This is a genomic window from Mammaliicoccus sp. Dog046, from assembly GCF_034039665.1.
Taxonomy (GTDB): domain Bacteria; phylum Bacillota; class Bacilli; order Staphylococcales; family Staphylococcaceae; genus Mammaliicoccus.
This window is the reverse complement of record NZ_CP120131.1, coordinates 775801-793782: the sequence shown is the minus strand read 5'-3', so window position 1 is coordinate 793782 and position 17982 is coordinate 775801. Positions and strand designations below refer to the sequence as shown.

Here is a 17982-nt window from a genome sequence, read left to right as displayed (position 1 = left end):
ACAACATCATATTATCATCTGAAAAATTTGATTTCAAGATATTCTAGTATGCTATACTTGACCAAATACATATTCAAGGGGGATTTTACATGAATGTTTTGATTAAACCACCTATGTTGCACAAAGGTGATACAGTAGCTATCGTTTCACTTTCATCAGGTCTTGCTGGTGATCAAGAGATTATATGGCGCACGCAAATTGGTATTGATCGTCTAACTGAAGTATTTGGTCTCAAAGTTAAAATTATGCCACATGCATTGAAAGGATCTGACTTTACATATAACCATCCTGAAAAACGTGCTGAAGACTTACACTCAGCACTTAAAGACCCTGAAGTAAAAGCCATCATTTGTACATTGGGCGGAGATGATTCTGTCAGACTATGGCCATACGTAGATTTAAACTTAATTAAAGATCATCCCAAAATATTAAGCGGCTATTCAGATACTACGGCACTTCACTTTATGTTTTATCAAGCGGGTGTTTCTAGTTCATACGGTCCTCTACTGCTCACAGATTTTGCTGAGAATGTTGCAATGGATGACTATACCGTACAAAGCATCAAACAAACCTGGTTTCAAAATGGTATTATCGGAAATATCCCAACATCGCCACAAATTCGAAAGTTCGGTCTTGAATGGTCGGAAGAGAATAAAGATATCAATCGTACATCCTTTGATAATCAAGGCTACGAAATATTAAATGGCCGTGGCAAAGCGACTGGTCATTTAATCGGTGGTTGTATGGAACTCTTTCATTCATTAAAAGCAACCGACGTTTTTCCTGATAAATCAGCGTTTGATGGTGCAATATTATTTATTGAGACTGCTGAAGTCCACGCACCACCTTGGTTAATGGAAGATTATGTTCGTGCATTCGGTGCAATGGGCATATTTGATCGAATTAATGGTGTCATTATCGGTCGTCCTCAAGACGATGTTTATTATGAAGAATACAAAGACGTTTGGGTTAAAATGTTAAAAGAATGGCATCAAGAAGATATGCCTGTATTCTATAATGCAAGCTTTGGTCATAATGAGCCGAAATGTATCATTCCTTATGGTGTCCAAGCTGAATTGGATGTAGATAACCAAACATTTAGCATTATCGATAACGCTGTTGAATAAACGAATTTAAGAGCTTCGTACTTTGCGAATTTTTTCGGAATTGTTATAATATTTAGTATATATAAAGGGGGATTTTTAAAATGACGAAATTAGTTACATATTTTGAACAAGCACTACCTATTAAAGATTACGTAAATGAAATGACTACAAATAAAGAACAATTACTTGATATTTATCAATCATTCCAATTACCTAAAAATGACGAACGCTTAGATAAAATAAAAGATAAAAACTATAAAGTACTCGTTATCACAGAAGATTGGTGCGGCGATGCAATGATGAACATTCCAGTGTTACTAAACATTGCTGATTATGCCAATATCGAAGTGAAAGCTTTCCATCGTGATGAAGATACAAATCTGATCGATCAATATTTAACAAATGGAACAGCTCGATCTATACCGATTTTTGTATTTTTAAATGAAAATCATGAACAAGAACATGTCTGGGGACCAAGAGCGAACACGGTACAAAAATTTGTCGAAGAAACGCGTAAAGACTTACCAAGTAAAGATGACGCTAGCTTCCCTGAAAAAGAAAAAGAAGTTCACCATATCATTCATGAAACGTATCAAAACAATACACAATTCTGGGATGATGTTTACGAATCAATTGTTAGTTCAATTGCATAATAAAAATAAAGCGCCAATGAGTTGATTACTTAACTCATTGGCGCTTTATTTAATTTAATGTAATTTTCAAGATGACATCATGAGAATAAAGTTAACATCATGCCATCTTTATATGTACGTCCCCTATTTTCACAGAAGATTTTCTCACCATCCCCATGGCTTGATAAACATAGTTTACATCATTTTAGAAAATACTAGAAATATGTGTTAATAAAGTTAACATCTAAAAATCCACAGTAGAAAAGCGCTCGTCCGGGAATTAACGAGCGCTTTTCGGGGAAGGGTTATTAATTAAGGAAACATGTATTTTTATAAAGCCGGGAAACTTTATAAAAATATCTTGAATCATATGATGATCCATTTCAACGTTACAATTACAGATAACTATCTAACACGTTCTACACAAAATCGTTTTCAATTATGAAAAACATATACGAAATAGTTTGAGGAATTGAATGCAATGTGCTTCGTGTTGTGTTATCTATGAATAAAGTATATCAGTTAAATATGGATTTTTGCCCATTCTTTCTTAACTCAAATATATAGTTTCTTAAGTGTCTTTATTCACGCGGATTTTAACAGTTAGGAATGCCTAACTGTTAAAACACTTTTCTTTTTACAGAAAATTCGTACTTCATTTGCTCAATTTAATACGTTTAGCTATAATGACATAAATTAGACACAATATTTTAAGGGGGTTCATACATGCATAATAAGTTAAAAAGCAGATGGCTTATAGCCCTTGCTGCTGTTGGTATTCACATATCCATCGGTTCAGTCTATTCATGGAGTGTATTTACTAAACATATTCAAAATGACTTAGGATTTTCATTAAGTGAAGTTTCACGAATTTTTAGTATAGCCATACTGTTTTTAGGACTATCTGCCGCTTTCATGGGACATTTTGTTGAAAAGTTTGGTCCACGTATTTCAGGAATTGTATCTACTGTCTTCTTTATATCTGGTTTATTATTATCCAGTTATGCCATTTCAGTTGAAAGTCTTCCACTATTGTATTTAGGTTATGGCGTATTATCCGGAATTGGACTAGGTATTGGCTATATTGCACCAGTTTCAACTTTAGTTAAATGGTTCCCTGATAAACGAGGATTAGCAACGGGACTTGCTATTATGGGCTTTGGATTTGCATCTATGATTGCCAGCCCTATTATAGAATTCTTAATTACACATTTTAACCTCGTATCAACATTTATCATTTTAGCAATCGTATATTTTGTCATTATGATTATTTCAAGCATGTACTTAGAACGACCACCTGAACATTATCGTCCAGGAAGTTTTAATCCAAATAAAGATAAAAAGAAAAAGCCAGATCTCGTTCAAATGAATGCCAATGAAGCAATAAAAACTAAAAGATTCTACTATTTATGGGTAATGTTATTTATAAACGTAACTTGTGGCATTGCAATATTATCTGTTGCTAGTCCGATGGCACAAGAAATCGTGCATTTAACACCTACTCAGGCAGCAACGATGGTTGGCATTATCGGTGTATTTAATGGATTAGGTAGACTCTTATGGGCTAGCGTTTCAGATTATATAGGTAGAACTAATGTATATACAATATTCTTCATTATACAAATCGCACTATTTTTATGGTTACCCGTAGTTGATCATCCAGTACTATTTCAAATCATACTCTTTATAATCATATCTTGTTACGGTGGCGGATTTGCATCAATACCAGCGTTTATAGGAGACATATTTGGAACGAAACAACTCGGAGCAATACATGGATATATATTAACAGCTTGGGCAGCAGCAGGATTAGTAGGTCCATTTATATCTGCAACCGTAAGAGAAGTGACACAAAGCTATATGGGAACGTTGTATATATTTGCTGCATTTTTCGTTGTAGCACTCGCAATATCATTATTAATTCGAGTCGATATAAAACGCATTAAAGAATTGCAGTCACAATAATAGATGAAGCATCTGAGACATTATATGTTTCGGATGCTTTTTAATTAGCATAAAAAGAAATCGTGCGATTGATACCTATTCGCACGATTTCTTCGCACTACTCCATAACTCTTCGTGCGATGTGACCCTAATCGCACGATATCTCGGCTCTATCCCACAACTCTTCGTGCGATTGATACCTATTCGCACGAAATCTTCCCAACCAGCATACAAATACAATAAAAACTGCACATAGTTGTGCAGTTAGATATAAAACTAATCTTTCTTTTTGTAAACTAAATCTCCTATATACATCTTTCCATTTTTGAATGTTGCTTTTCCGTTGTTTTCTGGGCCCGCCATTTCTAAAGTAGCGTAATCTTTCTTATATTCACGAACTTTTCCTTTCATACTTTCTTTACCATAATATAATGTTAAATCATCTCCATCAATTTTCATGGTCATTCTGTGATCTTCAGTCAACACCCATGTACCTTGTGCTTCGCTTTTAACCGTACCACATCCAGCAAGTGTCATACTTAGCATTAATATAACGCCTAAAATTAAAAGCTTTTTTTGTATTTTGTTCAAATTGCTCATCCTCATTCTAGATTTTTATTATTATGATAAAATTTTATAAAACGTAATTATATCTTTATATTTATATTATCATAAATTATAATCTCTAAAAAGGTCATTTAATAAAATTTTATTATCTAATTATATAGATAAACTTAAATCTTTTAAAAATATCCGAATGTACAATTCTATTTTATATAAATATTTACATTTTTTAATATCTCCACTTCCTTCATATCCCTACACAACAAAAAAGCTAGGACACTTATGATAAAGTGTCCTAGCTTTCTTTTCTATAATATTAAACAAATAAACTAATGAATAAGATAAAGATGATACCTGATACAGAAATGACTGTTTCTAGTAATGTCCATGATAAGAATGTTTCTTTCATTGTTAAACCAAAGTACTCTTTGAACATCCAGAATCCTGCGTCATTAACATGTGATGCGATTACACTACCTGCACCTGTTGCTAATACAACTAATGCTAAGTTAACATCTGATGCTTCTAATAGTGGCATTACAATACCTACTGTTGATATTGCTGCGACTGTTGCTGATCCTAGTGCTAATCTTAATACAGCAGCTACAATCCATGCTAACAAGATTGGTGACATTGCTGAATCTGTAAATAATGATTCAACTGTTTTACCAACACCGCCATCAATTAAGATTTGTTTAAATGCACCGCCACCACCGATGATTAATAGCATCATACCGATTGGATAGATTGCATTTGATAATGTGTCCATAACTGCAGTAATTTTGTATCCTCGTTTAAGACCCATAGAGTAAATTGCGAATAATACAGAGATTAACATTGCTGTACCCGCTTCACCTATAAAGCTAATAAATCCTAAAATACCTGTCGGATTCTCTGGTGATCCTGTCAATAAATCTACAATTGTAGAAATCAACATAATAAATACTGGTAATAATGCTGTTAATGCTGAAATACCGAAACCTGGTGTATCTTCAATTTTAAATGTTTTTTGTTTACCTAATGATGCTAAGTCTCCAGATTTATTAAATGCATCTGGAATGACTTTTTTCGCAAACATTGTAAATAATGGACCTGCAATAATTGTTACTGGAATTGCTACAATAAATCCAAATAATAATACTTGTCCTATATCTGCGCCAAATTCTTTCGCAATCATTACTGGACCTGGATGCGGAGGTAAAAATCCGTGTGTCACAGATAATGCTGCTGTCATTGGAATACCTAAGTATAATGTTGATACTTTTGATTCTTTCGCAATTGTAAATACAATTGGAATTAATAATACTAAACCTACTTCAAAGAATAATGCAATACCGATAATAAATGACGCTGTAACAACTGCCCATTGGATACGTTTTTGACCAAATTTATTGATTAACGTATCTGCAATTCTAGTTGCGCCACCTCCATCAGCTAATAACTTCCCTAACATTGCCCCTAATCCAAATATCAATGCGATATGGCCGAGTGTAGATCCCATACCTGTTTCAATTGTGCCAATAATTTTACTTAATGGCATCCCTAACAGTATACCTGTAACCATTGCTGTAATAATTAATGAAACGAACGTATTTAATTTTAACCACATAATCAAACCTAGTAATAGTACGATTGCTAATGCGACAACTAATAATGGTGCGATTTCTGAAAACATATTAACATCTCCCTATGAATGTGTTTTTTGAAATTCCGTAATCAAATCATATTCTTCCGATAATTTACGACTCAAGTTAATATAGATAGGAATAAGTGATTGATAAATATCAACATTTTCTTGTTCTGGTTCGTGCTGATACGTATTACCTACCATATTATCTAATACATCGAAGCTATCAATTTCTCCCAGTGCTTTAAGTCCTAACACGCATGCCCCTAAACAAGAACTTTCATAACTTTCAGGTACCTCAACTGAAGTATCAAAGATATCTGCCATCATTTGTCTCCAAACTTCACTCTTGGCAAAACCACCTGTTGCTTTAATTTGTTCTGGTGATTTATCCATCACTTCAATCAGTGCAAGGTATACCGTATATAGATTCAACAACACACCTTCTAATGCTGCTCTAATCATATGTTCTTTTTTATGTGAAAGTGTTAAACCGAAGTAACTACCACGCGCGTTCGCATTCCATAAAGGTGCACGTTCTCCAGCTAAGTATGGATGGAATATCAGTCCATTCGCACCTGGTTTCACACGACTTGCAATTCTCGTAAGTACATCATAAGAATCAACACCTAATCGTTTAGCTGTTTCAACTTCACTTGCTAATAATTCATCTCTCAACCATCTAAGTACAACTCCGCCGTTATTAACCGGTCCACCTATACAATATTTATCTTCAGTTAGTACATAACAAAAGATTCTTCCTTTGTCGTCAGTTTTTGGTTTATCAATGATGGTTCTAATCGCCCCACTTGTACCGATAGTGACTGCAACTTCGCCTTCTTTGTAACTATTCACCCCTAAATTAGAAAGTACACCATCAGATGCACCGATAACGATTGGTGTTTGTTCATCTATGCCCATAATATCTGCGTATTTAGGTGATACATTCTTCATTATATGCGTCGTAAATACAAGTTCAGGTAATTGTGATTCATCAACACCTAATAATTTCATCACTTCTTTATCCCAACTCAATGATTCTAAATTCATCATTCCTGTCGCTGATCCGATTGAGTGATCCATCACATATGTATCAAACAATTGGTAAAATACATATGTTTTAATGTCTATCCATTTAGCTGTCTTATCAAAAATGTCTTGATGTTCATGTTTTAACCAGAATATTTTTGATAATGGAGACATCGGATGAATAGGTGTCCCTGTTCTCTTATATATTTCTAGACCTTGATGTTGTTCATTAATCATATCTGCGTAATCACGTGCACGATTATCTGCCCAAGTGATACATTCTGTTAATGGCTGATTCTTCTCATCCATAGCAATTAAACTGTGCATTGCACTACTGAAACTCAATAATTTAATTTCATTTGGCTTTGCTCCTGATTCTCTAATTACTTTTTTAACTGTAAATAATACAGCATCAAATATTTCTGCAGGATTTTCTTCTGCTACACCAATCTCATGCGTGGACATTGGATATTCTATACTATGTTTGTTTAAAAAGTTGCCCTCTTCATCGTAAATGACAGCTTTCGTACTTGTTGTTCCTATATCTATTCCAATCATGTATTTCATTTTAAAATCCTACTTTCTTTCAATATTTGTTTGAGAATTCCATAAAACATCGATTTGTTCATCTACATCATCGAAGTTTAAATGAAATGCCTCTTTCATTTTATTTCTATCTTTCGTCTCAATTGCTTCTATGTACACTTTATGATTATGGATCACTCTATCAAAATCATCTGGATGATGTTCCATTCGTTGTCTCATAGACACTAAAATCAAACATTCCATAACAGGTGTTAAGTTATGCCAAATCATTTTAATATACTGATGATTAATTGCGGTAATCATAGATTCATGAAAAAGTAGGTCCAATCTTGTAAATTCATCTGCATCTTCAAATTCAACAGCTACTGTCATCATTTTTAAAATTTTATTCAATTGCTTAATGACTTCATTATTGTTTTCGATTTGCAGTCTTTCAAATACGAATGATTCAAGCATCAATCTAATATCATATATCTCTTTCTGACTGTGATCTGATAAGCCATTCACTAATGCACCCATTCTTTCTAAAGATATGAGTCCATCTTGTTGTAATAATTTAAGTGCATCTCTCACTGGTGATCGACTGACTTCAAATTGTTGAGCAATTTTATTTTCACTCAATTTTTCTCCAACAGCAATTTCCTGACTGATAATCGCTAATCTTAATTCACTTGCGACTTGTTCCCCTGTCGATCGATGTTTCAACCATTCTATCGGATAGTGATATTGATATTTCATACGATACGTCAACCCCTTCGTATACTTGTATACAAGTTATTGTAAACGTTTTCTGTTATTTTGTAAACGATTTCTTTATATTTTAATTGTATAATTACACAAAAATACCTTAGCTTAATTTGCTAAGGTATTTTTAGAGTGTTTGCAAAGTCTATGACTTTGCCACCAATTTTTACGCGCATGCTTTCCGCGGGCATGTTCTTATTATGTTCTAACTTCTAACCTATTTAAAACGACTTCACCTAATGCTTTACTTGCTGTTAATAAAGCATCAGGATTTACAATAAATTTAGGACTGTGATTGTAGAATACTTCGCCTTCTTCATACGCTCGACATCCTATAAAGAAGAATGTACCTGGTATACTCTCTAAATAGCTTGCGAAGTCTTCTGAACTTGTTAATTGGCCATGTTCTTTCAATGTTTCAAAGTATTCTCCCTGACTTAGCGTTAAAATATCAACTAAATAATCCGTCTGTTTCTCGTGATTAATCAGTGGGATACAGTCTAATTCATAGGTAAATTCACATTTCACATTGAATGTTTCCTCTAATCCATGGACTAAACGTTCTATTTCTTCATGAATCAGATGACCAACACGACTTTCCATATATCTTACATCACCAGCTAGTTCTACACTTTCTTGAATGACATTCAATGAACCTATACCATTAAATGAACTAATCGTCACAACTCCCATATCGAAAGGATTTAACCTTCTAGAAATGACTGATTGTACATTTGTTACAAATGTACTTGCTGCTACGATTGCATCATTTGCTAAATGTGGACTTGAACCATGCCCACCTTTACCTTTTACTTTCAAATGGAATAGTGAACGACCTCCCATTGTTGGACCTTTTCTATAAGTAATCACATCTGGCGTATAATCTGGAAATAGATGGATCCCGTAAATCTCATCTACATTATTTAAATATCCTGATTCTAACATATCGACTGCGCCACCTGGTGCGAGTTCTTCTGCATGTTGATGAATAATGATAACTTTACCAGGCAATTGATCTTTTAATTCAATTAAACTTTCGGCAAGAATCATTAAATAAGCAGTATGTGCATCATGTCCACATGCATGCATCCAACCTTCATGCTTTGATGAAAATGGTAATCCAGTGTCTTCTTGAATGTTTAAAGCATCAAAATCTGCTCTTAATGCAATTGTTCGTCCTGGCTTTGATCCTTCTATTTCAACAATGAGACCATAGTTACCGCCTATGCGCGTATGTACTTGAACACCTTTATCTTTATAAAAATCTTCTATATACTGTGATGTCTTTTCTTCTTCAAATGATGGTTCTGGATATTGATGTAAATATTGATAAATATCAATCATTTTTTGTTCTTTTTGTTCTAATTTTTTAAACAATAAACTTCGTAACATGATTTCACCCCAATTTCATAAAACGAAGTCTGAGACATTTATTTATGTCCCAGACTCTTTTTATCTTTTTCATTTGTATTTTCATCTGGTTGTTCGTCAACTTTATCTTCTTTTTCTAACTTTGCTAACAATGCTGTTAAGAAGAATCCTAAGCCCGCGCCTATTAATAAAAATTTAGGTGTATCATCAAAAAAGATACTTAAAATGATACAAAACATACCAATCATCAAATAATACTTTATAAATCGCTTACCCAATCGTATCCCTCATTCTTATAGTTAATACTCTAAATTTAACATAGATATGAGGTAGAAACCATTATATATTCTTATTTCTAATAATGTAGTGATTAATCGCTACAAATACAACGATACACGCTAACGAAATCAAAATTTGTGTGCCAGTCATTGATAGCGAACCTGCATTTAATTTTGCCGGTAAGAAGTCAAATGGATTATACTTCATCATTTTGGCTAATGTTTCACCTATTTTTGGAACCAATATAGATGCAGCAAATATTGTTGGTAAGAAGAACATCAATAGAATAGCAGTTGTATATACAATTGCTGGTTTTCCATTTGTTAAATTTATGATATTCAATAAGCTAATAAAGAATCCTATAACTAACGTAAAGATACCTAGTGTTTTCAAATAATCAAGTGCTTCTAATTTACCACTATCCATGATTGTTGTAGAAAATAGTGTAAATATCGTACCTATAATTGTAAAGATAATAATAATGCACAGAACAGAGAGTAATTTACCGTATAAATATTTCGTTCTATTTCTTTTAGAATTTAAAAATAGTTGAATCGTACCATATTGTATATCTCTTGTAATCGTTCTTATTGAAAACATCAATAATACAAGTCCGCCAAATGCAATGAACATTGTTAAAACCATTGATGCACTATATTGAATTTCTAAAGTTTTTGTAGCAATAATTACACCAATGCCTGGTAATAATGATATTAATATACCTAAATATCCTAAAGGACTTTTGAATATATTTGTTATATCGTATTTGATAAGTTGTCCGATGTTCATTATGCTTCAACTCCTTTGTTGATATTAAAGTATTGATCTCTTAATGTCGTTTTATTATTTTCAATATATCTTGGGAAAATAGCTTGTTCAGACAATGCCATAAGTACGCTTTGATAATCATCTAAAGCTTCTACTAAGATTTCTCCATCGTGTTTATTACTTGAAACGACTTTATAATTCATTGTTAATACATTTAAAGCTTCATTATATTGATTTGCATCGAATGTAAAACGCGTCACATCTGTTGACTTGTCATTCATATTGTAGTCTTCAACAATTGCGCCATCTTTCATAAATACCGTACGATCACAAATCAATTCAATATCTTCAAGTTTATGACTTGAAATTAAGATTTTAATATTGAGTTCTTGGCTCACACGTTTAATCGTTTTTAACACATCAATAGAACCATCTGGATCCATACCATTTGTCGGCTCATCCAATATTAAATATTGAGGTTGATTCATTAATGCTACGGCAATAGAAAGTTTTTGTTTCATACCCATTGAATATTTTTTAACCTTCTTATTAATATAAGGTTTAATACCAAATGCTTCGATTAATTCATTTACAAATTTATCGTCTACATTTGAACCTAGTACTTGTTTGAAGAATTTCAAATTAAAGTAACCTGATTTATTTAAATATAGTTTTGGATTTTCAATTAAGTACCCTACTTTTGCATTATTATCCATACGATAAGATCCGTCGAACTTCACAATATTGCTGTTCATAATCTTCATTAATGTTGTTTTACCAACACCATTTTTACCAATCAATCCAACAATTTGACTATCTCCAAAATCAAAGTCTATATTTTTTATAACTTGTTGTCGTCCGTAATTTTTATTTATTGATGTTAATTTCAAACTTTGTCACCTCTTTTTAAATTGTAATGCTATTTGTTTTTTTACTTTAAATATCTATGTCAATTCACTTACTTTTCCTAACGCCATATATCGTTAATTCATCTAATTTTGCTCGTTTAATAGCCTTTGTAAATTTTCTTATCCACAAAATCACTGTAAGCACTGAAAATATGGATGGTGTGCAATACAAGAATATTTTCCAACCAAACATTTCGTGAAATGGGTAAGCTCTATTATTATATATTGAGAAATAGTACATACCAAAAAATGCTAACATAAGGATTAATACCCATGCAATAAATTTAAGGCTATTAAGATGAACGTGGTATGGATAAATCGTACTAATTGTTAATAAATTAGTTCCAACAATAAATATTGCTGCTTGTACAAAAATTGTATCTTTATAAATTACTGCAATGAACATTACCATGAGGAATGAAATTCCTGTAAGCATGAGATTGTATAAATAATGTGCTTTGACAATTTCTATTTTGGAAACTGGTAAGCTATTAAATAGTATCGTGTTATTCTGTTTGGATAAAAATTCACCAAGACTGGATGCATGCATAGAAACAATTCCAATAAATATTGCAGGTGTAAACCTTAAAATTTCAATTCCTTTAATTGAAATACCAAAACTAGTAATACATGTTAATATAAATAAAATGAGATACGCTAAGTAATACCATTTTTCAAATTGAAAATTCCTATAAAAGATAGCTTTCATTTAAACCACTTCCTTATAGGTATTTTCAATTCTTACCATCACATCTTCTATACTAGGTGTTTCTACTACAATTTCATTTCCAAATAATTCTACAAACACACTGCTCTCTTTTGATAAACCAGAAAATCCAGTTTGTGTTTCTTTTATATTTATTAATAACGATCTTAATTCTTCATCAAGTATAGCCTTATCACCTTTTACAATTTTATATGTCTCAGTTAAAGACGCGACACTTTCATTAATGATGATTGATCCATCTTTTAAATAAACGATATAATCTGCAATACGTTCCAAATCTGAAATAATATGTGTTGAGAAAAATACAGATTTCTCTTCATCGATTAATTCTTTCTGAAGTATATCTAAAACTTCATTTCTAACAACAGGATCTAAACCAGCAGTTGGTTCATCTAGTATGTACAGTTCTGCATGATGACTAAGTGCAATTGCTATTGAAAGTTTCATTTTCATCCCTGTCGAGAACTTTTTTATTTTTTCATTAAATGGTAATTTAAATCGATTAATATATTGAGAAAATATTTCATGATCCCAGTTATCATAGTATTTACTAATTACCGACTCTACCGTCTTAATATTCCATTTATCGTACATATACAATTCAGAATATACAAAGCCTATTTTATTTTTAATTTCCTTTGGATGTTCTGCTAAATATTTACCTAGTAATTTTAAATCACCACTTTGTTCTTTCAATAACCCCATCAGTATTCTTATAATCGTTGTTTTCCCTGAACCATTTGCACCTATAAATCCTGTCACATATCCTTTTTTAACGTTAAAATTCACATCGTTTAATTCGAAATTTCCCGTCTTATAATTTAAGTCTTTCACTTCAATAGCGTTCGTCATCTCACTCACCTTCCTCATAAATCAAAGTAACTATTTCATTAATTTCTTCTAAACTCATACCAATTAATTTAGCTTGTTTAGTTAATTCTTTGGCTAAATCTTCAATCACAATGAATTGTTTTTCTTTCATAATTGAAGGATCTTGTGATTTAACAAACGTCCCTTTACCTCTAATTGTTGTAACAAAACCTTCTTGTTCAAGATCTACATAAGCGCGTTTTGTAGTAATCAGACTGACACCTAAGTCGCTCGCTAATTCACGCATTGAAGGCAAAGTAGCTCCTGGTTGTATATTTCCTTGAAGAATGTGCGCCTTAATTTGCTCTTTAATTTGTTCATATATGGGTTGATTACTATTATTTTGTAAAAGAACCTTCATATTAAACCTCCCTCAATAAGTGTATATAAACAGTATATACACTATACATACATATGTCAAATTGCCATATTAATTTGTGGTTTTTCAACTTCATTAAAATAAAAAGAATTGAGACTTCTAATGTCTCAACCCTTTTACTATGTATAAACAAAAGATATCGTGCGTTTCATACGTAATCGCACGATATCTCTGACTCTTATTCGAATTTCTATTTCAAAGATTATAAAAAAGGCTTAAACAACATTTTTCAATGTGTCTAAGCCTTTAATCATATTATTTCAAATCTTTAATTGCTTTTGCGATTGTTTCGAATACGTATTCAATGTCTGATTTCTCAATACAGCTAAATGCAATTCGAATGTCTGTTTTATTTAAAGCAATAATTCCGATACTATATTCTTTAATTAAATGTAATCTTAGTTCTTCTGGATCAACGTCTGCTAATTTAACAGCCATAAAGTAACCTGAGTTAAATGCATATGGTGTCCAAAGTTCTTTATATTCATCACGATATGAGACTTCTTTTGTTACTTCATATCTTTCTTTTAATATATTAATATTGTGGTCAACTTGTGATTGGAATTCTGGATCTTCCATCGCATGTATCACAGCTGTTTGACTTGGAAGTGAACCACTTGATAAATTACTTCTAATTAATCCTTTTAATTTAGCTACTAATACATCTTTTACTGTTTCATTTTTACTACCGAATGTTAAGAAACCAACACGGAATCCCCATGCGAAGTATTCTTTTGTAGCGCCATCGATTTTAACTGGCATTACATTTTCGTGATTCAATTGTGTTAATGCAGTAAATACAGATTGTTTATATACATCTTCAAAGAATAATCCATAATATGCATCGTCTACTAAAGTAATCACTTGTGTTCCTTTATCAGCTAATTGTTTAATAGATTCTACAAGTGTTTTCACTTCTTCTTCAACTGGTGTATATCCAGTTGGGTTATTCGGGAAGTTTAATACAAGAATGACTTTTTCTTTATTAAAGTTTTCTAATGCTTGTTTGAAGTAGTCTAAAGTAAAGCTTCCGTCTTCTTCAAATGCTTGATAAGTTTCAATGTTAGCACGATGTCTCACACCGAAAGTTAGCTTGTAATTTCCCCAGTTATGTTCTGGCAATAGAACAGTATCTCCAGGATTTACAAACATATCTCCTGCTAAAGACAAACCGTGTGTTAAAGCATTTGTTACGACTGGTTTAGAAATATCTTCTGCAACTAATTCAGGATTATCTTTTAAGATTTTTTTCTCCCATAATGCACGCAATCTTTCGTCCCCTTGTGGCGGTGCATAAGGGAAGATATCACTTGGATCTTGGTCCCCAAATTGATTGTATACTGCATCCGTGTACATAATACCTTCATCAGTTGTTGCCATACCAATTGTTGCATTGTATTTTGTACTTTTCGCTTCACCTGATTGTGATAAAATACCTTTAGGATAATACATTGATTGTCCTAAATCAGAAAGCATATTTAATAACGCTGGATATTCTTTGTCTAATTTTTCGTTTAATTCTAAAGCTAGTGGGTTCATAGAAAGTCATCCTCTTTCAAAGTTTTGTTACCTCTATACTAGACGAGAATTATGAAAATTAAAAGTGTGTAGAGTAAATTTTATGATTTATTTTTTTACAGTTATTTATTTGGGATGACGTAATTTATATTGATATAATAAAAGTAAGAAAAGGAGAATATTCATGTCTAAAATTACTAAAGTACTCGTTGGATTAGCAATCGTTTGTTTAGTCATTGGTATTGGCTTTCAAATTAGTGGCCATCCAGGTATTAAATTTACATTAGCATCCATATTGTTCCTAATCGCTGCATTTATAAATCGAAGTAGCGACAGAAAAAAATCCAATAAATAAAAGAACTGGACCAAATTTGCACTAACCCCAGGATGTGGGAGTAAAATAAAAACACTTTCGTTGAATTCATATTAAAATGAATTTATACGGAGGTGTTTTTTCTATGAAAAGAGTGGCATATTCAGTTGAAACAAAATATAAAGTAGTAGAAATGAAACTTAAAGGATATAGCGCAAGAGAAATAATGGATGCTTTAAATATTAAAAATGAATCTCAAGTTAAAGTGTGGTGGAAATGGTATAGAAATGGGGAAACACATAGATTCAATCAACAAGTAGGTAAACAATATTCCTATGGAAAAGGAAATGAAGAATTTAGCACTGTTGAAACACTAAAAATTGAATTAAAGCGCAAAGAAGTAGAAAATGAAATTTTAAAAAAGTACAAGGAATTGGAAAGGAAGTGGTCCCAGAAGTAGTTGTTGAATTAGTAAATGAATTGAAATCTAAATATACAGTGAAAGTCATTTTAGAAGCTTTAGATATTCCAAAATCAAATTATTACAGATGGAAAAACAAAGATTTCAGTATATCTGAGGATGAACGAGAAATTATAGAACTATGTAAGAAACATCGTTTTACATATGGTTATAGAAAAATAACTGCCTTGTTAAATAGAAAAAATAATAAAAAAATTAATCACAAGAAAGTACAAAGGATTATGCAAAAACATAAATTAAATTGTAAAGTACGCGTGAAGAAATCGAAAAGACCAGGAAACCCATATTATAAGACACATAATCTATTGAATAGAAATTTCAAAGCAGAGAAACCTTTAGAAGTACTTTTAACAGATATCACTTATTTACCCTTCGGGAATACAATGTTGTATCTTTCATCTATCATGGATGCTTACAATGGTGAAATTGTGGCATATAAAATTGGTAAAAACCAAAATCAAGAATTAGTAAATGAGACATTAAAACAACTTCAATTGGAACCAGGAGCTATATTACATAGTGATCAAGGAAGTGTGTATACTTCTTATGAATACTATGCCCTATGTACAGAAAAAGGCATTACCAGAAGCATGTCCCGTAAGGGAACGCCAGCTGATAATGCCCCAATAGAATGTTTTCATGCCTCTCTAAAGTGTGAAACATTCTACTTAAACAGTGAGCTTAGAAGCTCTAATACTATTGTAATAGATATTGTCGAAAATTACATTGAAAACTATAATAAAGTTAGAATTCAACAAAAACTAGGCTACTTATCCCCTATAGAATATAGGAAATTAGCAGCCTAGAAAATAGTGTTTTTATTGAGCTCCCTTAGTAAGGGTGCAGTGCCAATTATATGGTCCAGTTCTTTTATTTAATATTTTACTTTATTTCTATTTCGGTTTTGCTTTGTTTGCTTTTTCCAAACTTTTTTCATATCTGAAGAAGCCTTTTTAGATGTTTTAGATTCACTATGTGCAACTTCTCTTAGCAATTTCAAATAATTATTGAATCTTAGTTCATCTAACTCTCCATTTTCAATTGCATCTTGAACATTACACCCTGGCTCATCTTTATGGGAACAGTTATTAAACTTACAATTTTTCGCTAGTTCAAAAATATCTTCAAAACTATTTTGTACAGTTTCTATATCTGTCGATAAAGATAGACTTCGCATTCCTGGTGTATCTATAATAATTCCATTTAGTTCGATGAGATACAATCCTCTATGCGTCGTCGTATGTCGACCTTTACTATCATTTTCTCGTGTTTCGTTAACTTTCAATTGTTCTTTACCAATTAATTTATTAGCGATACTTGATTTACCTACACCAGAAGAACCAACTATTGTTGCTGTCATTCCTTCATAAAATCTATCTTTTATTTTTTCTATATTTATATTTTTTATGACACTTGTAACAATTACAGGAATATCAATGATTCTTTCCTGTACCAAGTTCACTTTATCCATATAATCTTCTACAGCATCCATTTTGTTTAAGATGACAACTGGATATGCTCGACTTTCTATGATTTGCGTAATATATCGCTCTAGTCGGTTAATATTGAAATCTCCATCAAGTCCCATAACAACAAATACTTCATCTAAATTGGTCGCTATATATTGATTTAAAGTTTCATGCTTTTTAGATTGTCTTTTTAATTCACTGATTCGAGGCAGAATATCTACAATCAAATAGAAATCATCTATTTGATTTAACACTACCCAATCTCCAATTGCTGGTACAGAATCATTTAGCACTAACTTTTGTGAAATTTCAGCTTTAATTTCACGATCAATCATCGTTGCTTTAAAATGATTTTGTGCAACAAAAGAAATACGTCCGAGTTGAAAGTTGGCAGTATAATGTTCATTAAAATAATCATACTGTTCTTGCTTAATGCCTAGTTGAAATAAATTCATTTAATTCCCCTTTAAATTATATTAGGAATTATGACCACCTATGCTTAAGTTACTTTGAAACAATATTTTAAATTCATTCATCATACATCACCCTTTCAACTTTATTAAATTTATTGTAAGCGATTAACCTACTTTTATCAATGTTATAAAGGGAGCGGGACAGAAATCTAATTTATTCAAAAAGATTTCGTAGTCCCGCCCCGGCAAGGATGACTAGAGTTGAAAAAAGCTTGATACAAGCGCATTTTTAAC

At 31.9% G+C, this 17982-nt stretch carries 18 protein-coding genes; 5 read left to right on the top strand and 13 right to left on the bottom strand.

Annotated features, from left to right (window positions below; translation table 11 throughout):
• Nucleotides 1-89: 89 nt before the first annotated feature.
• From P3U32_RS03910 to P3U32_RS03900, 3 genes are all read left to right on the top strand, one after another.
• On the top strand, nt 90-1127 hold the full coding sequence (locus tag P3U32_RS03910; RefSeq protein ID WP_323704325.1) for a S66 family peptidase: 1038 nt from the start codon (nt 90-92) through the stop codon (nt 1125-1127).
• A gap of 80 nt (nt 1128-1207) precedes the next feature.
• Nucleotides 1208-1759, top strand: a complete 552-nt coding sequence (locus P3U32_RS03905) for a thioredoxin family protein (RefSeq protein ID WP_323704324.1) — start codon at nt 1208-1210, stop codon at nt 1757-1759.
• A 705-nt stretch (nt 1760-2464) separates the two neighbouring features.
• Nucleotides 2465-3703 (top strand): L-lactate MFS transporter, encoded by a 1239-nt coding sequence (locus P3U32_RS03900; RefSeq protein ID WP_323704323.1) that lies wholly within the window; start codon nt 2465-2467, stop codon nt 3701-3703.
• Nucleotides 3704-3958: 255 nt separating this feature from the next.
• Here P3U32_RS03900 and P3U32_RS03895 read toward each other — a convergent pair whose 3' ends face one another.
• From P3U32_RS03895 to P3U32_RS03840, 12 genes are all read right to left on the bottom strand, one after another.
• Complete coding sequence (locus tag P3U32_RS03895) at nt 3959-4273, bottom strand: hypothetical protein (RefSeq protein ID WP_323704322.1); 315 nt, start codon at nt 4271-4273, stop codon at nt 3959-3961.
• A 289-nt stretch (nt 4274-4562) separates the two neighbouring features.
• Nucleotides 4563-5921: a gluconate:H+ symporter gene (locus P3U32_RS03890; RefSeq protein WP_323704321.1), complete on the bottom strand. Its 1359-nt coding sequence runs from the start codon at nt 5919-5921 to the stop codon at nt 4563-4565.
• A gap of 12 nt (nt 5922-5933) precedes the next feature.
• The gene (gene gntK / locus P3U32_RS03885; protein ID WP_323704320.1) at nt 5934-7469 is read right to left on the bottom strand and encodes a gluconokinase; all 1536 of its coding nucleotides are present in this window, start codon (nt 7467-7469) and stop codon (nt 5934-5936) included.
• Nucleotides 7470-7478: 9 nt separating this feature from the next.
• Entirely contained in the window at nt 7479-8186 is a 708-nt protein-coding gene (locus tag P3U32_RS03880; RefSeq protein WP_323704319.1) for a GntR family transcriptional regulator, read from the bottom strand.
• A 204-nt stretch (nt 8187-8390) separates the two neighbouring features.
• A complete protein-coding gene (locus P3U32_RS03875) occupies nt 8391-9584 on the bottom strand; it encodes an amidohydrolase (RefSeq protein ID WP_323704318.1) in 1194 nt (397 codons plus the stop codon).
• 38 nt (nt 9585-9622) lie between these two features.
• Complete coding sequence (locus P3U32_RS03870) at nt 9623-9841, bottom strand: hypothetical protein (protein WP_323704317.1); 219 nt, start codon at nt 9839-9841, stop codon at nt 9623-9625.
• A gap of 61 nt (nt 9842-9902) precedes the next feature.
• The gene (locus P3U32_RS03865; RefSeq protein WP_323704316.1) at nt 9903-10631 is read right to left on the bottom strand and encodes an ABC transporter permease subunit; all 729 of its coding nucleotides are present in this window, start codon (nt 10629-10631) and stop codon (nt 9903-9905) included.
• Entirely contained in the window at nt 10631-11500 is an 870-nt protein-coding gene (gene pmtC, locus P3U32_RS03860; RefSeq protein ID WP_323704315.1) for a phenol-soluble modulin export ABC transporter ATP-binding protein PmtC, read from the bottom strand. The genes P3U32_RS03865 and pmtC overlap by 1 nt, the downstream gene beginning before the upstream one ends.
• Before the next feature lie 64 nt (nt 11501-11564).
• Entirely contained in the window at nt 11565-12227 is a 663-nt protein-coding gene (locus P3U32_RS03855; protein WP_323704314.1) for an ABC-2 transporter permease, read from the bottom strand.
• The gene (gene pmtA / locus P3U32_RS03850; RefSeq protein WP_323704313.1) at nt 12228-13097 is read right to left on the bottom strand and encodes a phenol-soluble modulin export ABC transporter ATP-binding protein PmtA; all 870 of its coding nucleotides are present in this window, start codon (nt 13095-13097) and stop codon (nt 12228-12230) included.
• Between the two features lies 1 nt (nt 13098).
• Nucleotides 13099-13476, bottom strand: coding sequence for a PSM export ABC transporter transcriptional regulator PmtR (gene pmtR, locus P3U32_RS03845; RefSeq protein WP_323704312.1), 378 nt, complete (start codon nt 13474-13476; stop codon nt 13099-13101).
• 273 nt (nt 13477-13749) lie between these two features.
• Nucleotides 13750-15033: an aminotransferase class I/II-fold pyridoxal phosphate-dependent enzyme gene (locus P3U32_RS03840; protein ID WP_323704311.1), complete on the bottom strand. Its 1284-nt coding sequence runs from the start codon at nt 15031-15033 to the stop codon at nt 13750-13752.
• Nucleotides 15034-15196: 163 nt separating this feature from the next.
• Between P3U32_RS03840 and P3U32_RS03835 the strand changes: the two genes are divergently transcribed.
• On the top strand, nt 15197-15367 hold the full coding sequence (locus P3U32_RS03835) for a hypothetical protein (protein ID WP_323704310.1): 171 nt from the start codon (nt 15197-15199) through the stop codon (nt 15365-15367).
• 103 nt (nt 15368-15470) lie between these two features.
• Nucleotides 15471-16612, top strand: a protein-coding gene (locus P3U32_RS03830; RefSeq protein WP_323702460.1) for an IS3 family transposase whose coding sequence is annotated in 2 segments (ribosomal slippage) — nt 15471-15741 and nt 15741-16612 — 1143 coding nt in all. Because the reading frame shifts where the segments join, the coding sequence is not laid out codon by codon here.
• 68 nt (nt 16613-16680) lie between these two features.
• Here P3U32_RS03830 and rsgA read toward each other — a convergent pair.
• Complete coding sequence (gene rsgA / locus P3U32_RS03825) at nt 16681-17730, bottom strand: ribosome small subunit-dependent GTPase A (RefSeq protein WP_323704309.1); 1050 nt, start codon at nt 17728-17730, stop codon at nt 16681-16683.
• Between the last annotated feature and the right edge of the window lie 252 nt (nt 17731-17982).

Bases quoted from the DNA above. Each gene is read 5' to 3' on its own strand.
- rsgA (WP_323704309.1), bottom strand. From the start codon at position 17,730: ATGAATTTATTTCAACTAGGCATTAAGCAAGAACAGTATGATTATTTT.
- P3U32_RS03875 (WP_323704318.1), bottom strand. From the start codon at position 9,584: ATGTTACGAAGTTTATTGTTTAAAAAATTAGAACAAAAAGAACAAAAA.
- P3U32_RS03880 (WP_323704319.1), bottom strand. From the start codon at position 8,186: ATGAAATATCAATATCACTATCCGATAGAATGGTTGAAACATCGATCG.
- P3U32_RS03835 (WP_323704310.1), top strand. From the start codon at position 15,197: ATGTCTAAAATTACTAAAGTACTCGTTGGATTAGCAATCGTTTGTTTA.
- gntK (WP_323704320.1), bottom strand. From the start codon at position 7,469: ATGAAATACATGATTGGAATAGATATAGGAACAACAAGTACGAAAGCT.
- pmtR (WP_323704312.1), bottom strand. From the start codon at position 13,476: ATGAAGGTTCTTTTACAAAATAATAGTAATCAACCCATATATGAACAA.
- P3U32_RS03840 (WP_323704311.1), bottom strand. From the start codon at position 15,033: ATGAACCCACTAGCTTTAGAATTAAACGAAAAATTAGACAAAGAATAT.
- P3U32_RS03900 (WP_323704323.1), top strand. From the start codon at position 2,465: ATGCATAATAAGTTAAAAAGCAGATGGCTTATAGCCCTTGCTGCTGTT.
- P3U32_RS03905 (WP_323704324.1), top strand. From the start codon at position 1,208: ATGACGAAATTAGTTACATATTTTGAACAAGCACTACCTATTAAAGAT.
- P3U32_RS03865 (WP_323704316.1), bottom strand. From the start codon at position 10,631: ATGAACATCGGACAACTTATCAAATACGATATAACAAATATATTCAAA.
- P3U32_RS03910 (WP_323704325.1), top strand. From the start codon at position 90: ATGAATGTTTTGATTAAACCACCTATGTTGCACAAAGGTGATACAGTA.
- pmtA (WP_323704313.1), bottom strand. From the start codon at position 13,097: ATGACGAACGCTATTGAAGTGAAAGACTTAAATTATAAGACGGGAAAT.
- P3U32_RS03890 (WP_323704321.1), bottom strand. From the start codon at position 5,921: ATGTTTTCAGAAATCGCACCATTATTAGTTGTCGCATTAGCAATCGTA.
- P3U32_RS03855 (WP_323704314.1), bottom strand. From the start codon at position 12,227: ATGAAAGCTATCTTTTATAGGAATTTTCAATTTGAAAAATGGTATTAC.